This is a genomic window from Halostagnicola larsenii XH-48 (genome assembly GCF_000517625.1).
GTDB classification, from domain to species: domain Archaea; phylum Halobacteriota; class Halobacteria; order Halobacteriales; family Natrialbaceae; genus Halostagnicola; species Halostagnicola larsenii.
This window is the reverse complement of the sequence record NZ_CP007055.1, coordinates 2,191,251-2,208,192: the sequence shown is the minus strand read 5'-3', so window position 1 is coordinate 2,208,192 and position 16,942 is coordinate 2,191,251. Positions and strand designations below refer to the sequence as shown.

The window sequence follows — 16,942 nt, the reverse complement described above, 5'->3', positions numbered from 1 at the left end:
GCCGACGGGTGTGGCAATCGCTAAGTATTCTCACTCCAATCCAGTTTGTATGTGGCCCGCCAGAACCGATCCCGAGACCGTCACGTGCGTCGCGTGCGGCACGTGCACCGACCGCGAGACGGCTCGAGAGTACGACAAGTACGGGAACCGCTGGGAGCGCGACGGCAAGGAGTTCGAATACTTCTGTACCGTCTGTCACGACGACCTCTGTCATCACGCCCGGACCGAGCTCGAGGAGTTGCTCGTCGATATCGACGCTGGTGAGTGCTCGCAACTCGAGTTTCTGTCTCGCTACGTCGCGACCGTCGAGGATCGGTACGGCCCGCTCGAGGAGCGGTGAGTAAAGCGGGGGCGGTCGACACTCGTTTTGCAAAGGGGTGTGGATTCGAGACGCGTTTCACGCGCCGGGGATGTCGTCCCGACACGGCTTTCAGGGACACGTCCGTACGCACCGGTATGAGCGACGAGACACAGGCCGACGCAGGCACGGCCGAAGGGCAGGGTCCGGTCGAGATTTCCGAGGATCTCGCCCGTCACCTCGAGAACAAACGCGAGGAGTTATTCGAGAAGTTCGAGATCCGCGACGAGTTCCCGCAGGCGGTCCTCGAGGAGGCCGAGGAACTGACTCGAGACGTGCAGGGTGAGATCGACGAGGAGATCGACGCCCGCCAGGATCTGCGCGATCTGACGACCTGGACGACCGATCCGATCGACGCCCAGGACTTCGACGATGCGATTTCGGTCGAAGAGCGCGAAGAGGAGTACGTCCTCTGGGTTCACATCGCCGACGTCACCCACTACGTCAACCCGGAGACGGCGATGTGGGACGAGGCCGTCGAACGCGGGAACACGGTTTACCTGCCGGGATACACCATCCACATGCTGCCGCCGGTGCTGGCCGAATCGGTCTGCTCGCTCGTTCCGAACGAGGAGCGATTCGCCCACACCGTCGAGATGCATCTGGACAAGGAGAACCTCTCCTACGAGACGATCGACATCTACAAGTCGGTGATCGAATCCGACGAACGGCTCACCTACTCGCAGGCCGAGAACCGACTCGAGGACCCCGAAGCACCGCTGCACGAGGAGAACACGCTGGTGCACGAACTCGCCGACCGGATGCACGAGATCCGCAAGGAAGACGGCTCGCTCGTGTTGAACCCCGCTCGCGACCGTGCACACACCATCATCGAGGAGTGCATGCTGAAAGCGAACAAGGCCGTCACGCACGAACTCATGTGGTCTCGCGGCGTCGAGGCGATGTATCGGGTTCACCCGCAACCGAGTCCCGACGAGTGGTCGAAGGCGCTCCAGGAGATTCAGGACTTAGACGGCGTTTCGATCCCCGGCGACAAGTGGGACGACCCGCGAATGGCGGTCAATGCCACGCTCGAGGACGCGCCGGGTCGCCAACTCGATAAGATCCAGTGGGCCGTGATGAAAGTCATGCCACGCGCACGATACATGAACGACCCCTTCGGCGGGCACCACGCGCTGAACTTCGAGATCTACGGCCACTTCACGAGCCCCATCCGACGGCTATCGGACCTGATCAACCACTGGATCGTCTACCAGAACGACGTGCCGGAGAACCTCGTCGCGCTCTGTGATCGGGCCAGCGACAAGCAAAAGGACGCCGAACAGTGCGAACGCGAGTACAAGACGTTCCTGCAGGAAGTCGGTCTCGATCCGACGGCGGTCAACAATCGCGGCATCGAGGTCGTCGACGGCGACGCCGAAAACACGCTGTAATCGCCGGCAGCGTCGACACCCTCTCATCTTGCGGATTTCATCGCTTCGTCGGGACTACAGCGTTTTCTCGTAGACGTGCTCCTCGAGCGGTTCGTCGATGCTCGTCTCGTCAATGTTTTCCTCGAGATCGCTGCGCTGGGTCTCGACGCGTTCGAAGCCGGTCGATTCGTAGAACGAGATGCCGACATCGTTGCCGGCGAGAACGTGCACCCGGAGCGTTTCGAACGAGTCGTCGAGGGATTCTTCGAGGGCCCCAACCAGCGTCGAACCGACGCCGCCGTTCCACGAGTCGGGATCGACGTAGATCCGGGTGAGGACCGCGACTCGCCGTGAATATCGCGTCGGTTCACTCGAGGTTCGTTCGGGAGTCCCCTGGACGAACCCGACGACCGACCCCGGTGGTTCCTGATCGGGTGAGGTCTCTGTCGGCGTCGTCTCCGTCGCGTCGGCGGGTTTGCGATTCACACTGGGTTCGCGCTCGGCGACCAGATACGCGCCGACGTCTCGGTTCGCTACCCGCTCGAGGCTTTCCTCGAGGGCCTCGGCCGCGTACCACTTGTTGGTCTGCGCGTCGACCGTCTCGGGACCCAGAATGTCGTCGTAGACCGCGTGCCAACTCTCGGTCGCGATCCGCCGGATCGCCGGAACGTCCTCGAGCGTCGCCGATCGAATTCGAGGCATGTCGACTCGACTGATGTCGTCAACTAATAAACGAGTTGTGGTGGTCTGTGACGCGTTGACGGCGACGAAACGCCGTTCGCCGAATTCGATCGGCGGCCGTGCTTCTCGAGTCGGCACCATCGCTTGGAGTACTCGAGCGCTGCTGATTCGTCTTAGCGGCCGATCAGCTGAGATCGACGCTCAGAAGAGACCGAGGTTCACCGCGTACGGCCACGAGGACACGCCGAGCGCGAGAAAGACGAGCGACGCGCCGAGCAGTCCGACGTTTTTGAGGAAGCTGTTGATCTCGCCCTGCTTCTGGTCCTCGGGGACGTTCCAGAAGTCGTGCATCTTCGGCGTGACGACGACGAAGAACACGACGAGGACCGCCGCGGCCAGCACCGGGAAGACGCCCAGCACGATGCCCAACCCGCCGAAGAGCAACACTGCACCCGATACAGGAATCGCGAGCGACGCCGCCGGGACGCCCTTCGCTTCGGCGTAGCCGATCATGCTCTCCGCGTCGAGGAAGTGATTGAGCCCGGTAAACGCGATCACGAGACCGAACAGGATCCGACCGGCCAACAGCAGTTCCGCGCTGATGGAGTTCTCGAGTACCATCAGTTGCTCACCTGCACTTGGGTGGGGGATTCGTTCGAATCTATCCGACTGTCCGCTGTGCTGCGTCGTAGTTGCATCACGTTACCACGTTCGGAACCGGACAGATATATAGTCTCCCTGATGTGATTGTTATCTGGTATCCCGTGTGTTACTATCGCATTCGACGGAGTGGACGCGGGATCGACAGGGGACGTTCCCATATAACTGGTGTCTCGGTCATGTATATTTACGTATGTTTCGCCAGTGGTGAATGAGCGACCGATTCTCAGAGCAGGCGGTATCTCGCCACTGGGCGCTCCGTCGTATCCGCGCCGCTTTCTTCCCGTCGATAACTTGGGAAACTGTGGATGTCGTGTCTCTGTGCTGTCTGATTTCCCGGGGAAATCCGCCATCTGATTTAAATATTGGGTCTGCATAACGCTTGCCATGCGCAATTTGTTGGCAGGATTGGTCGGGATTACCGGCCCGGCAGAACCGGCAGATTCTTCGACGGGATCCGAACCCAGTGAGACTGACACAGCTAATCCCGGTGGTCACACCGGCGACTGGGATGACATTGATGGAGCGTTGGTAGACCCGGCCGGTGACGTCGAGCGCGTTTCCGCGGAAACGCCGTTCGGGGAGGCCACCGCCGAGTCGATCATCGTAAGCTATCTGCAAGGCTCGACTGATCCCATCTTCGTCATCGACGCCGAGGGTAACTTCACCCACTCGAACGAGGCGTGTCGCGACCTCTTCGGGCGCGTTCCCGGCGAACTGCTCGAGAAGAACCTGTTCGACCTCGAGGAAGCCGATAACTCCGTCATGAAGGAGGTCCTCGAGACAGAGGAGTCGATTCAGAACTTAGAGGGCGTCGTCGAGGTCGACGGCGAGACGATCCACGTTAGCCGAACGTTCTTCCCGCTTTTCGACGCCGCCGGCGAACTCACCGGGGCGATCGAGATCAACCGCGACGTTTCCGAACGCGTCGAGGCGATCAATCGCCAGGAGACCCTAGAGCAGTATCAGGCCTACCAGCAGAACGTCGTCGAATCGTTCCAGGGCTGGATGGACAGGCTCAGCGACGGCGATTTCACGATCGAGCCGGAGGTTCCAGCGCCCGACGGCGACTCCGAGGAAGTACAGGACGCGTACGACCGCTTCTCGGCGATGGCAACGGATCTCTCGAGCGCGATCGAGACGATTCACGACGCGCTCGCGGAGGTGCGACACAACTCCGAACAGTTGAGCCAGATCAGCGATGACCTCGTCGACGCGGCCGAGGAGACCTCGAGCGCGACCGTCGAGATCGATCGGGCGAGCCAGGCCGTGGACTCGAAAACGAGCGAACAGGCCGAGCAGGCGGCCGTCGTCGAGGAAAACGTCTCGAATCTTTCCGCGGCGATCGAGGAGATCACGGCGAACGCGGGCACCATCGAGCAGCGGGCCGCGGAGGCGAGCGACCGAACCGACCGGGGGTCGACGGAGGCCGAAACCGCGCTCGAGCGGATGACCGAATCGATGGAGGCGTCCGGAAAAACGGTGACGCAGGTCCAGACGCTTCAAGAACAGATGGGCATGATCGGGGAGATGGCGGAACTCGTCAGCGACATCGCCGATCAGACGAATCTGCTGGCGGTCAACGCCAACATCGAAGCGGCGCGCGCGGACGGGTCCGGCGACCGGTTCGCGGTCGTCGCCCAGGAGATCAAGCGACTCGCCGACGAGTCCAAAGAGACCGCCGAGACGATCTCGAGCGATCTCGAGGGCATCCAGTCGGACGTCGATGAGACCGTCGAAACGATCGAACGGGCCAATACCACGGTCGAGACGAGCGCCGAGGCCGTCGACGGCATCGTCGAACATATAGACGAGATAGACGACGCGGTACAGGAAACGGATCAGGGGATTCAGAACATCGCTCGAGCGGCCGAAGATCAGGCGGCAGACGCACAGGCCGTCCAGGACATCGTAACCGATCTCTCCGAGCGCAGTGCCGAGATCGACGACCGGATGGCTGCCGTCTCGACGAACATCGACCAGCAGACCGAAACCATCGACCGAATGGCCGATATCTCGGAATCGATCGACGAGATGGCCGCCGAGATGGAGACGCGCCTCGGTCGATTCGATCTCGAGACGACTGCTACTGGCACGGATCCGGCCACAACATAGCACGTATCCGTCGGAGCCACGGCATAGCCGTCGAGTCCTGACAACACAGCCGTCGAGTACTGAAATGAGGCGCACCGAATCGTCAGCGACGATTTCGGTTCCACTCCATCCCCATCCGCCCGAGGAGCACGAATATTGCGAGTGCCGCCGGGGCGAGTCCGAACCCGGGCGTCGAAAGCACGCGATCGGAGAGGACGACCGTTACGGAAGCACGTTCCCCGCTCTCGAGAGCCGCGCTCTCGGCGGATCCCGATCCTGCGTCGGATTCCGTGGCCTCGATCGTGTATCTGTCACCCGCTCCGGGTACCGTCACCGCGAGCGTTCCGTTCCCGGCGGTCCGTTCTGGGGGTTCGAACGACGCCCCCGATTCACGTGTGATCGAGAGCGACGCGTTCTCGACGGGGTCGCCATCGTCCGTCTCGGCGGTGATCTCGAGGGTCGCGTTCCCCTCGAGCGCGTACGATTCGGCGATCGGTTCGGCGTCCGTCTCGAGCGAGACGGTGGCGCTCTCGGGTTCGTATCCGTCGGCGGCCATGCGCAGCTCGTACTCGCCCAGCGCCGGAACGTTCTCGGCGGTGTACGTTTCGTTTTCGACGTGGGTCGCGGTGTACGTTCCGCGATCGCCGACGAGTTCGACCGTCGCGTCCTCGATCCCACTGCCGAAGTGGTCGTCGGTCAGGAGTACGTCGACCGCTCCGGTTCCGGCCAGCGCAGAGTCGATCGTCGTCGTCCCGTCGGCGGGTACGTCGCTCGTCTCGGCGACGGAATTGTAGCCGTCCGCGTCGACGGAGACGGTATATTTCTGTGCGCCGGAGAGTCCCGTCACGTCGAACCTGCCGTCTGCGTCCGTCGTCGTTTCGTACCTCTCGCCGTCGCCCGCGGTCAGTACCACCGCCGCGTCGGGGATCGGTTCGCCCGTTACCCGGTCGGTGACCGTTCCGTCGACGGTGGCGTGGGTTCCGAGCGCGTCGATCGCCGCGTACGCGTCGACGATGCCGTTTCCGTAGCGAGTGTCAGGATTCGTCCCGCAGTCGTCCTCGAGCGAACACGCTTCGGCCGGTTTTTTGGCGGTTGCTCTGAGCGCGTCGACGATCTCCTCGGCCTCGAGATCTGCCGTCGTCACCGATTGGACGAGCGCGACGACCCCGGCGACGTGCGGGGCCGCGATGCTCGTTCCGCTGGCCGTGCGATACGCTCCGTCGGGGGCCGTGCTCTCGATGCCGACGCCCGGCGCGACGACCCCCGGCGTGTGGTACGTCTCCGGCCAGTCGTCCGGCGCGTCCCATCCCCACGCGTCGTCGGTCTCGATCGTTTCGCCGCTCGAGAACGGGGCGACGCCCCGGGATTCGTTCGTTGCACCCACGCTCAGCGCGTCGTAGACGTTCCCCGGCGTGAGCGAGGATCCGTTTCCCTGATTGCCGCTCGCGCCGACGACGACCGTTCCGGCGTCGTTCGCGCGCTCGACGGCGCTGATGAACGACTCGCTGTAGCGGTACCAGCCGAGGCTGATGCTGACGGCGTCGGCCTCTTGCTCGACGGCCCACTCGATCCCCTCGAGAACGGCCGACTCGGACGTTCTGCAGGTCCCGTCCGCACAGTCCGCGACGACCGCGCCGTGGAGCAGGTTCGCGTCCGGCGCGACGCCGATCGGTGCTCCGCTTTCGTCGCCGCCGGTCGCGACGCCCGAGACCAGCGTGCCGTGGTCGTCGTAGACGGTCGGATCGTCCGACGGATCGCTCGTGAAGTCCGCCCACCCCTCGAGGTCGATGTCGGGGTGACCGTCATCGACGCCGGAATCGAGGACCGCGATCGTCGCGTTCTCGCCGGTCGTACGGAACCCGTCCCAGACCGCCGAGACGTTGGTTTGCTCGAGGTTGTACGACGCGTCGTCGCTGGCCGTCGATGCGAGCGTGGCCGCGTCGGATTCCGTCGACTGGTCGTCTCTGACCTGCAGAATAGAAACCGCCGCTTCCTGACGAACGTGTTCTACGCGATCGAGTTCGGCTATTTCGTCCACCGTGTCCGCGAGTGCTATCTGTTCCGTATCCACGGTCACCACGGCGGCGTTGGTGACCCAGAACCCGTGCTCGAAACCGACGCCGTCGGTCTGGTTCGCGTAGGTCTCGAGCGGCCGCTGGACCGAATCGGTCGCCGCCTGCCGTGCGGTGGCCCCGGCCTCAAACGAACGGTTCGACGGCTCGTCGAACTCGACGACCACCGACACTACGGACTGCGTTCCGGTCGCGTTCTCGAGTGCCGGATCGATCGCCGTTCGGTTCGAATCGGTTGTGGGTGTGGTGGCGTCGGCCCACTGGGACTGGCCCCCTGGCAGATCGCTCGAGGCGTTTAGGAGACCGCTCGAGGTATTCGAGGCGTTCGGGAGATCGCTCGAGGTGTACGAAAGACTGTTCGAGACAGTGGACGACCAGCCCTCGTTTCCGCCGTCCACAACGGCGCTGGTTCCGGCGACGGCCGCGGGGCCGCTTGCGATCGCGAGCGACACCGCGAGGATTACCACGACTGCGATCGAGAGCCGGTCTCGGCCTCGATCCCCACCCCTCACTGACCGTGACATTATCGAAGTGGAGACAGTCCGCTCGCTTAAGAATGGGGTTACGTCGTCTCGAGTCGACAGGATGCGTCCGAAGAAGGACCGCTACTCGGAGCGGTCGATGTCCGCGGGTGGGGGTCGAGCACTATTCGGAGCGGTCGGCATCCGCGGGCGGTCCGGCGGCACCGTTCTCGGATCGCTCCTCGAGTTCTGCCTCGGCCGCCCGCAGGAGACTGTCGAGGATTTCGGGTGTCGTCGGGTGGTAGGCGCGACTCGGAATTTCGCGAACGTCCAGTGCCATCTCGACGGCCAGTTGCATCGTCTTGGCCATCACATCCGCGTGGAGGTGAAGGCCCTGATAGCCCAATACCGAGCCGTCCTCGGCGTTGACAACGAGCGTCGCGCGCCCCTCCGGGTGATTCTTCGACTTGAACACGCCCTCGGAGGACGCATCGCTCGAGACGACGATGGTGTCCATGTCGCTCTCGCCTGCCGTCGCCGGCGTGTGTCCGATCCGGGCGAATGGGTAGACGCCGAGCCCCGAGAAGATGACGTGGTGGGGCACGTTCGCGTACGCCTCGAGATCCTGCCCGCGGTCGTGACGCAAGACGTTTCGTCCGGCCGCGAACCCCTGTTCTTTGGCGACGTGTAAGATCGGCTCTCTCCCGTTGACGTCGCCGACTACGAACACGCGCTCGTCGTCGCGAGCCTGCATCGTCGAGCCGACCCACCCCTCTCCGACCTCGAGCGCCGTATTCTCGAGGCCCAGGCCGTCCACGTTGGGGCGACGACCGGTGAAGAGGTACAGCTCCTCGGCCTCGAGCGTTTCTTCGACGCCGTCTCGGTCGACGTGCAGGCGGACGCCGTCGGACGCGGCCGCCGTCGCGTCGGCAGCGGTTGTCGCCTCATCGCCGGTACTGCCGGCATCGCCACCCGATCCGATAGCCTCGAGTCGTTTCTCGTCGGTCTCCGTGAGGATCTCCACGTCGAAGTGCTCGCGGTAGAGCTCGAGAATCGTCTCGCCGTATGCTGGTTCCATCTCATCGAGGGGGTGCTCGTCGTGTTCGATGACCGTGACATCGACGCCGCCGACCTCCGAGAGGTACGGGACGAGTTCGAGGCCGATGTAGCCAAAGCCCATCACGATCGCGCTCTCGGGGAACTCGGTGGCGTCGAGTACGTCCGCGCTGGTCGAAAACGGGACGTCCTCGATGCCGGGCAGGTCGGGGACGTTGACCGCCGAGCCCGTCGCGATGACGACGTAATCGGGCTCGAGGGTTCGATCGCCGACCTCGAGCACGCGGTCGTCGACGAATTCGGCGGTGTCGTGGATGAACTCGACGTTCTCGCGCTCGGCGAGTTCGTGGACGTGATCCCGGCGGTGCTGTGCGAACCCGGAGATATGGTCGTCTTTCTGGGCGACGACGCGCTCGGGAACGGCCTCGGGAACCCCCTCGAGTCGGTCGTCGTGTCTGACCTGATACCGGTGCTGTGCGGCCGAGAGAACGTCCTTCGAGGGCATACACCCCCTGAGAATGCAGAGGCCGCCGCCCGGCTCGCCGTCGTCGATCAGCGTTAGCTCGAGGTCGCGTTCGGAGTCTTCGTCCGCCCGGTCGACCAGTTCGTCGGCGACGGCGACGCCCGCGCTGCCGTACCCACCGATGATCGCGACGTGTACCATACGTCGACTTTCGCGCCGACACAAAAAATCGTTCCGCGGCTAGTACAGAAGGTGATAGTTGAAGGTGATAGTTGAGCGACTCAGGTCTCATGGTTTTGAGTGCGACACCAGAACTTGCTCTGGAAGAGTGAACAAATAGAAAGCCCTCCGCGGTTTCGCGGTCGCTGTGTCGGCCCTATCCGAGCGCGAAACCGCTCACGGGTCACTTGGTTCGCGGGCTTCACGCTGTTCAGCCCGCTCGTTCCCCGTTCGCATTCGCGGTTCTCACTCGCTTCACTCGCTCCGAACCGCGCCCGCTTCGCCCTTTCAATCCGCCAGGACCAGCCGTCAGCCTGCCCTTCCCCGGGTCGAACGGCTCTCGCGGTGCTCGAGTCGTCCTCCCGGCCAAATAGAGTACGCTGATGGCGAAAAACTGGATAAACTCACTCTGCTGACGAAGATCCGGCCAGCGTTCGCGTTCACTCGTCGCGCCGATTAGCTGCGGACTCGAGCGGCCGCGGCCGACACCAGCGTGACGACCGAAACGCCGACGCCGAAGCCGGGCACGCTGTCGCCGAGTGCACCGCCGTCGGCGCTCGCGGGCTGGACCGCCACGTCTCGCTCCGAGAAGTGGTTGACGGCGATGAGGACGTCAGCCGATGCGTCGGCCTCGCCCGACTGGGTCACCATGTACCGCGACTGGTCGCCGCCGATGGCACCCTCGAGCTCGCTGTACGAGGACGCCTCGGCGGCGGCCTCGCCGTCGACGGTTACCTCGAGGTCGTCGGCCGATTCGGCCCCGTCGATCGCCGTCTCGGAGACCGTCGCGATGATGACCGTTCCCTCCCTCTGGGCGCGCTCGGCGGTCATCTCGAGTCGTTCCTCGCTTTCGGCCTTCGTCTCGACGGCGATATCCTCACCGTAGGTAGCCACGTCGGCGACCCGCTCGCCGTCTCGGTGGTCGGCGTACACCTCGGCCGTCGCCGTACCGTTTGCGATCAGCCGTTCCTGCTCTTTGGCCGCCTCGTCGCGCTCGCCCTCGTCGTACGATCGGAAGACGAGCGTCGAGTTACTGCCGAGTTCGGCCGTCACGTCGCCTTCGTCGTTGACGTCGACCTCGCCGTCGCCGGCGATGACGAAGGCTCCGCTACGATTTTCGCTTTCGACGACGACAGCGTTGCCGTCGCTCTCGGCCGTCGCGTTGGCTCCCTCGGCGAGCGTCGCCTCGACGTACTGGGACTCGCTGCCGGCGTCGACGGTGAGGATACCCCGTTCGGTGTCGTGGGCGCTCATCGACGCGGATCCCTCGGATGCGATTTTCACTCGCGTCTCCGTTTGTGCGTCTATCGTGAGTCCGAGTCCGGAGACGTTCGTCACCGCCGAGAGCCCCGAACTGCTCCCGATTCCCGTCTCGCTTTCGTGGTCGCTCTGGGAGTCGACGCTCACGTTCTCGAACACCGCCTCGCCGCCGACGCTGTAGTTCGTCACCGCGGTGTTCGACGTCTCGAACGCGACGTGCGTTCCCGCGTAGGCGTCACCATCGGCGGCCATCGATTGGGACGATTCCTGTGGGCCTGCGCCCGCAACCCCGCCGATGGCGGCGGCTGGGAGCGTCGCGGTCATCAACAACGCTGCGAGTGCGATCGCGGTTATTCTGTACATGACAGTCTCGACTTCCGACGGTACCCTAAAGCAGTTTCTGACAAAACCGTCCAATTGTGTTTGCTATTCGCTCGCACGAAACTCGAGCCTTCGGCCCTCCAAGCACTCGAAAACGCACGCTGCAGTCGCTTATCGCGAAATATCCGAGGTCTGCTCGTCAATGACCGATTCGACTTCATCCGGCGTGATGACCGCGATGTCGCCGGGAATCGTTCGCTTGAGCGCGGCCGTCGCCGCGGCGTACTCGAGCGCTCTCGAGACGTCGTCGCCGTCGATCCGGCGAGCGAGAAACGCGCCCGTAAACGCGTCGCCCGTGCCGATCGGGTCGACGGTCTCGGTTTCGTAGGCGTCGTGCTCGTGGTACTCGCCGCCGTGCCAGGCGAGCGCGCCCGCTGAGCCGCGGGTGAGCACGACCGTCTCGAACCCGTACTCGGTTCCGAGCGTCGCCGCCAGTTCCTCGGCGTCGCCCTCGAGATCGAGCACGTGTCGGGCGTCTCGAGCGGCGACGACGAGCACGTCGATCGAATCGAAGAGCGCGGTCAGCGTCTCTCTCGCCTCGGCCGGACTCCAGAGCTTGTTCCGATAGTTCAGGTCGAACGCCGTCGTCGTCCCGCTTTGGCTCGCGGTCTCGAGCAGCGTCGCCGTCGTCTCCGCGAGCGTCGAGGAAAGCGCGGGCGTGATCCCCGAGGTGAAAAACACCTCGGCGTTTCGGAGCGCCTCGAGGTCGAACTCCTCGGATTCGGCGGTCGTGACCGCCGCGTTCGCCCGGTCGTAGACGACGTTCGTCCCGCGCGGTTTGCCCGCCTGCTCGAGGTAGTAGGTTCCCTGCCGGCCCTCCTGGGTCCAGACCGGGTCGGCGTCGATGCCGTAGCGCTCGAGTTCGCCGGCGACGCGCCGTCCCAGCGGGTTGTCCGGAAGCTTCGAGAGCCACGTCGACGGGGTTCCAAGCCGCTCTGCCGCGATCGCGACGTTGCTCTCTGCACCCGCCGCGCGAACCTCGAACTCGCTCGCCGTTTCGATCCGCTCGTTTCCGGCCGGGGAAAGCCGCAGCATCGTTTCGCCGAAGGTAACGAGATCACTCACGGGTTTCACCGCCACGGGGGCTCGCCATCTGCCGTAACTCTGTCATGGCTGGCAAAACGGATGGCGTGATAAAAGGGATACTGATCTCTCGAGCGGACTCCAGAGCTGAGTTCTCCCTACGCTCGTCGTACGAGGACGGAGTCGTCCGCCCGTTCGCGATCGAACTCGTATCTGAACTCATCGAGCAGCCCCAGACTGGCCGCGACGTGATCGGTGACGGCCGAGGTTCGGACTGCTCCGCCCGCGAGCGCGAGAAAGACGAGCAGTTGGTCCGCAAGGTGCCGGTCGACGGCCGCCCCGGACTCGAGAAACCGGTTCGCCGCGTCGGCCGCGTCCTCGCCCACGCGTTCGGCCGGCTTCCCTCGCTCGCCGAGCGAACTGAACCCCGCCAGTCCGCCGGCGTGTTCGAGGCGGAGCACGACCGCCGACCCGGGACAGTCGCTCGCCGCCGTCGTCTCCCGTCGGGTCCGAACCTCGAGCCCGCCGGCATCGTCGCAGCGGGTCGAAAGCCGCTCGAGCGCCCCCGTTGCCTGCCGAGCGGCCACGTCGCTGTTCGCGAGCGACGCGGACTCGGTCGAGTAACACCGGACGCCGTCGACGCTCCCCCGCATCTCGAGATCGATCGGCTCGATATTTGACGGGGCCAGGTGAAGCGTCGCACGCCCGCCGCCGTCCGGATAGAAGCCGCGGCGGTCAACGTCACAGCACACCTCGAGTCCGAACCGCCGGAGCACCGGGAATTTGACATGCGTCGCGTACTCGATCGGCGGCGACCAGGTCACGTCGGTCCCGCCGGTGACGGTGAGTGACAGGGGTTCCTCGAGCGCCGTCGCGAGCGGCAAGACGGCGTCGAACAGGAGCGTGATGCTCCCCGCAGTAGCGATACCGACGGCGTAGCTGCCGCCCGGAATGGTTGCTTTCTCGCCGTCGGACTCGAGTCTCGGTTCGAACTCGATCGTCTCCGAGCCGACCGCCGCACCCGAGACCTCGGCGTCGCAGATCGCTTCCATCGTCTCGAGGACCGCGAGGTGCTGGGGTCGCATCCCCGGCGTCGAGCGATCGCCGCGGACGTTCTCGATCCGGATCGGTTCGTTCTCGAGGGCCGCCAGCGAAAGCGCCGTTCGAACGAACTGGCCGCCCGCGTCCGCGCCGTCGAGTTCGCGCATGTCTCACCTTGCAAGGGCTACGTGGATTGCTCTATCGTTCGCGGTCGAAGGCCGTTTACCGTCGACGAAACGTACTGCCTACTGGCTCCCACGAGATGATCGCCGCGGACGAGACGAAACGCTTGCCGCTCACGAAAGGACCGCGCGGACGGCAAACAGCAGGTTCTCCTTTCGTTCGCGGACGCGCCGATAGAAGTACGACAGCCAGCGGGAGCCGTAGGGAACGTACTGATAGACCGTGACGCCGTCGGCCGCCAGGTCGCGCTGGGCGTCGTCGCGAACGCCCATCAGCATCTGGACCTCGTAGGGGGTTCCGTACTCCTCGTGTAGCTCCCGTGCGTACTCGATCATGGCGGGGTCGTGGCTCCCGACCGCGATGCCGCCGTCGCGGTTCTCGAAGGCGTCCTCGAGAAGCGTCCGGTAGGCCTCGTCGACCCGCTCTTTCTCTTTGTAGGCGATGGATTTCGGCTCGTCGTAGGCCCCTTTGACCAGTCGAACTTTGCCGGGAACGTCGGACAACCGCTCGAGATCCTCGCGCGTGCGTTTCAGGTTCGCCTGCAGGCAGAGTCCGAGGACGCCTTCGCCGACCGCTCCGTCTTCGACCATCACTCCGTCCGTACCCGATCCGCTTTCCGCCGTTTTCGTCGATCCGATTTCTGTCGCTTCCGTCGCTCCGGCACCCGCCACCTCCTCCGCTCGAGCGCTCCGGTCCGGCGCGTACTCTCGAGCCAGCCGTTCGTACGCCTCGAGCGTCGCGTCCGTCGTCGTGTGATCTTCCATATCGACCCAGACGAAAACGTCGCGGTCGGCCGCGTGCGAGACGATCCGCTCGAGGTTGGACTCGAACTCCTCGGGTCCGATATCGAGGCCGATCTGCGAGGGTTTGACGGAGATACAGGCGTCGAACGTTGTCCGCGCGATGGAGTCGGCGAGCGACCGGTAGGCGTCGACGTCCTCGGCGATCACGTCCGGGTCCGTGTGGTGTTCGCCGAGCAGGTTGAGGATCGCCCCGACCTCGTCGTCGTCGAGCTGCTGGACGTGCTCTATGGCCTTCGCTGGCGACTCCCCGGCGACGAACCGACTGGCGATCGGTGGTATCATCTAAACTGGTATCTCGACTGAGAACGCTTAAGCGCTACACCGACCAAACGTTTCGCCAGGTTTTTTGGGAAAATAACGATTCGAATCGTCTCGAGCGTTCGAACGTCCGTTCACAGCGGCTGGCTAACTTCTTCGATAGCCGGGTCGAGCAGTTTCGCTTCCGCCTTTCGGAGGTGCTCGAGCAGCGTCGTCTTCGACACGTCCGCCTTCTCTGCAAGCTCCCGCGTCGTGATCTCCCTGGGCCAGGCGTAGTAGTTGTGTTCGCACGCGAGTTCGAAGACGTCGCGCTGGCGCGTCGAGAGGAGCGCGACGCGGCCCGGCGTTTCGGTGTTGAACGCGTCGTGTGTCGTGATCTTCGCGACCGTGATCTCGGCTGAGCCCTTCTCGCGGACGGTCTCGAGTCGATCGTGGAGCCGATCGCGGTCCGTGTCCCCGACGAACACCGACCAGTACTCGGTGCCGTTGCGGATTCGGACCGCCGATTCTTGGATGAACCCCTCCGAGGCGAGCGCGTCGCTGATCGTGTTGGTCGGATCGTACTCGACGAACAGCTCTCGTGCGGCGTTTCCCGGAACGGATCCGGCTTCGTCGAACCCGTATCTCCGTTGCATCACGACGACGGAATCGGTCAACGGCGAGCTCCGGGTCGCGTCGATCAGGTCGGTGACCGCCGCGAGCGAGTCGCCGTAGGCGGTAAAGTGGCCCTTGACCCGGCCGTCGGTCGCGTTGTAGACGGTGTGTGCCAGAAGACTCGCCTCGGTCGCCTCGGTCACCTCGAGCGTCCAGCAGTTCGGGTGCCAGATCTCGAGGGTGAGACACGCACCGGCGGGCGGATACTCGTCTGCGGTCTCTGTGGTTGCCATGTCTGGTAGTATCACGCACATATTTATACGTTTGTCCCGACCATGGGAGGGGCCATTTACTACTGATCGGAGACCGATAACAGGGTATGGCGAGTCAATCTGCCGGCGACACGTACGAACACTACATTGCAGGCGAGTGGACCGACGGCGACGGCGCGGAAACGTTCGACAGCGAGAACCCGGCGACGGGTGAACGGCTCGCGTCGTTCGCCCGTGGAACCGAGTCGGATGTCGACCGGGCGCTCGAGGCCGCTGAAGACGCGACCGAGGAGTGGCGATCCCTCTCGTATATCGACCGCGCGGAGTACCTCTGGGACATCTACCACGAACTCCGCGATCGGACGGACGAACTGGGCGAAATCGTCACGAAAGAGTGCGGCAAGGAAATCTCGGAGGGGCGAGCCGATGTCGTCGAAGCCTATCACATGGTCGAGTGGGCCGCGGCCAACGCCCGCCATCCCCACGGCGACGTCGTTCCGAGCGAAATAGCCTCGAAGGATGCGTACATGCGCCGCAAACCGCGTGGCGTCGTCGGCTGTATCACTCCCTGGAACTTCCCCGTCGCGATCCCGTTCTGGCACATGGCTATCGCGCTGGTCGAGGGCAACACGGTCGTCTGGAAGCCCGCCGAACAGACGCCGTGGTGCGGCCAGATCATCGCGGAAATGTTCGAGGACGCAGGCATCCCCGACGGCGTATTCAACATGGTGCAGGGCTTCGGCGACGCCGGTGCGGCCATCACCGACGACGAGCGCGTCGACACCGTTCTCTTTACCGGCTCCGCGGAAGTCGGCCACGAGATCGCCGGCAAGGTCGGGGCCGAGCCCGGCAAACTCGCGGCCTGCGAAATGGGCGGCAAAAACGGGATCATCATCACCGAAGACGCCGACATGGACATCGCGATCCACTCGGCAATCATGTCCAGTTTCAAGACGACCGGTCAGCGCTGCGTCTCTTCCGAGCGCCTGATCGTCCACACCGACGTCTACGAGGAGTTCAAGGACCGTTTCGTCGAGGTCGCAGAGAGCATCTCCGTCGGCGATCCGCTCGATGAATCGACGTTCATGGGTCCCGCGATCGAGGCCCAGCACGTCGAAAAGATCGCGAAACACAACGAACTGGCCCGCAAGGAAGGGGCCGAGGTGCTCGTCGACCGCTTCGAACTCGGGGATGAGGAGATTCCCGAGGGTCATGAAACCGGCCACTGGGTCGGCCCGTTCGTCTACGAACTCGAGTACGACTCCGACCTGCGGTGTCTCCAAGAGGAGTGTTTCGGACCCCACGTCGCCCTCCTCGAGTACGACGGCGACATCGACCGGGCGCTCGAGATCCACAACGACACTCCCTACGGCCTCGCGGGCGCGATCGTCAGCGAAGACTACCGGAAGATCAACCGGTTTCGCGACGAAGCCGAGATCGGCCTCGCGTACGCGAACCTCCCGTGTATCGGCGCGGAGATCCAGCTTCCGTTCGGCGGCGTCAAGAAGTCGGGCAACGGCTATCCGAGCGCTCGAGAAGCCATCGAGGCCGTCACCGAACGGACCGCGTTCACGCTCAACAACTCGAAGGAAATCGAGATGGCTCAGGGACTCTCCGCGGATATCCTGACCGACGACTAACCCACCGGCCAACGTCGAACACAGTTGTCCACAGTAAATACAGGCGCTCA

At 64.1% G+C, this 16,942-nt stretch carries 13 protein-coding genes; 4 read left to right on the top strand and 9 right to left on the bottom strand.

Annotated elements, in window-relative coordinates; all coding sequences use genetic code 11:
* Positions 1-49 precede the first annotated feature (49 nt).
* Both HALLA_RS11160 and HALLA_RS11155 read left to right on the top strand, forming a co-directional pair.
* Complete coding sequence (locus HALLA_RS11160) at positions 50-340, top strand: DUF7562 family protein (RefSeq protein ID WP_049953428.1); 291 nt, start codon at positions 50-52, stop codon at positions 338-340.
* 116 nt (positions 341-456) lie between these two features.
* On the top strand, positions 457-1,752 hold the full coding sequence (locus HALLA_RS11155; RefSeq protein WP_049953427.1) for an RNB domain-containing ribonuclease: 1,296 nt from the start codon (positions 457-459) through the stop codon (positions 1,750-1,752).
* Between the two features lie 54 nt (positions 1,753-1,806).
* Here the strand turns inward: HALLA_RS11155 and HALLA_RS11150 are convergent, their stop codons facing one another.
* Positions 1,807-2,433, bottom strand: a complete 627-nt coding sequence (locus HALLA_RS11150; RefSeq protein ID WP_084569035.1) for a GNAT family N-acetyltransferase — start codon at positions 2,431-2,433, stop codon at positions 1,807-1,809.
* Between the two features lie 180 nt (positions 2,434-2,613).
* Entirely contained in the window at positions 2,614-3,033 is a 420-nt protein-coding gene (locus HALLA_RS11145) for a DoxX family protein (protein WP_049953425.1), read from the bottom strand.
* 426 nt (positions 3,034-3,459) lie between these two features.
* Between HALLA_RS11145 and HALLA_RS11140 the strand changes: the two genes are divergently transcribed.
* Positions 3,460-5,187, top strand: coding sequence for a methyl-accepting chemotaxis protein (locus HALLA_RS11140; RefSeq protein ID WP_049953424.1), 1,728 nt, complete (start codon positions 3,460-3,462; stop codon positions 5,185-5,187).
* An 82-nt stretch (positions 5,188-5,269) separates the two neighbouring features.
* Here HALLA_RS11140 and HALLA_RS11135 read toward each other — a convergent pair whose 3' ends face one another.
* The 7 genes from HALLA_RS11135 to HALLA_RS11105 all read right to left on the bottom strand — a co-directional run bounded on the left by HALLA_RS11135 (position 5,270) and on the right by HALLA_RS11105 (position 15,273).
* Positions 5,270-7,762, bottom strand: coding sequence for a S8 family serine peptidase (locus HALLA_RS11135; RefSeq protein ID WP_084568996.1), 2,493 nt, complete (start codon positions 7,760-7,762; stop codon positions 5,270-5,272).
* 121 nt (positions 7,763-7,883) lie between these two features.
* Positions 7,884-9,419 carry a dihydrolipoyl dehydrogenase family protein gene (locus HALLA_RS11130; protein ID WP_049953422.1) on the bottom strand — a complete coding sequence of 512 codons (1,536 nt, stop codon included), beginning with the start codon at positions 9,417-9,419 and terminating at the stop codon, positions 7,884-7,886.
* Between the two features lie 474 nt (positions 9,420-9,893).
* Positions 9,894-11,060: a hypothetical protein gene (locus HALLA_RS11125; RefSeq protein ID WP_049953421.1), complete on the bottom strand. Its 1,167-nt coding sequence runs from the start codon at positions 11,058-11,060 to the stop codon at positions 9,894-9,896.
* Between the two features lie 129 nt (positions 11,061-11,189).
* Entirely contained in the window at positions 11,190-12,143 is a 954-nt protein-coding gene (gene kdgK1 / locus HALLA_RS11120) for a bifunctional 2-dehydro-3-deoxygluconokinase/2-dehydro-3-deoxygalactonokinase (protein WP_049954093.1), read from the bottom strand.
* A 116-nt stretch (positions 12,144-12,259) separates the two neighbouring features.
* A complete protein-coding gene (rtcA, locus tag HALLA_RS11115) occupies positions 12,260-13,309 on the bottom strand; it encodes an RNA 3'-terminal phosphate cyclase (RefSeq protein WP_049953420.1) in 1,050 nt (349 codons plus the stop codon).
* A 129-nt stretch (positions 13,310-13,438) separates the two neighbouring features.
* Positions 13,439-14,410 carry a proline dehydrogenase family protein gene (locus HALLA_RS11110; protein ID WP_049953419.1) on the bottom strand — a complete coding sequence of 324 codons (972 nt, stop codon included), beginning with the start codon at positions 14,408-14,410 and terminating at the stop codon, positions 13,439-13,441.
* A gap of 110 nt (positions 14,411-14,520) precedes the next feature.
* Positions 14,521-15,273: a helix-turn-helix domain-containing protein gene (locus HALLA_RS11105; protein WP_049953418.1), complete on the bottom strand. Its 753-nt coding sequence runs from the start codon at positions 15,271-15,273 to the stop codon at positions 14,521-14,523.
* 86 nt (positions 15,274-15,359) lie between these two features.
* Here HALLA_RS11105 and HALLA_RS11100 point away from each other — a divergent pair, with 86 nt between their 5' ends.
* Entirely contained in the window at positions 15,360-16,892 is a 1,533-nt protein-coding gene (locus HALLA_RS11100; RefSeq protein ID WP_049953416.1) for an aldehyde dehydrogenase family protein, read from the top strand.
* The last annotated feature ends 50 nt before the right edge of the window (positions 16,893-16,942 follow it).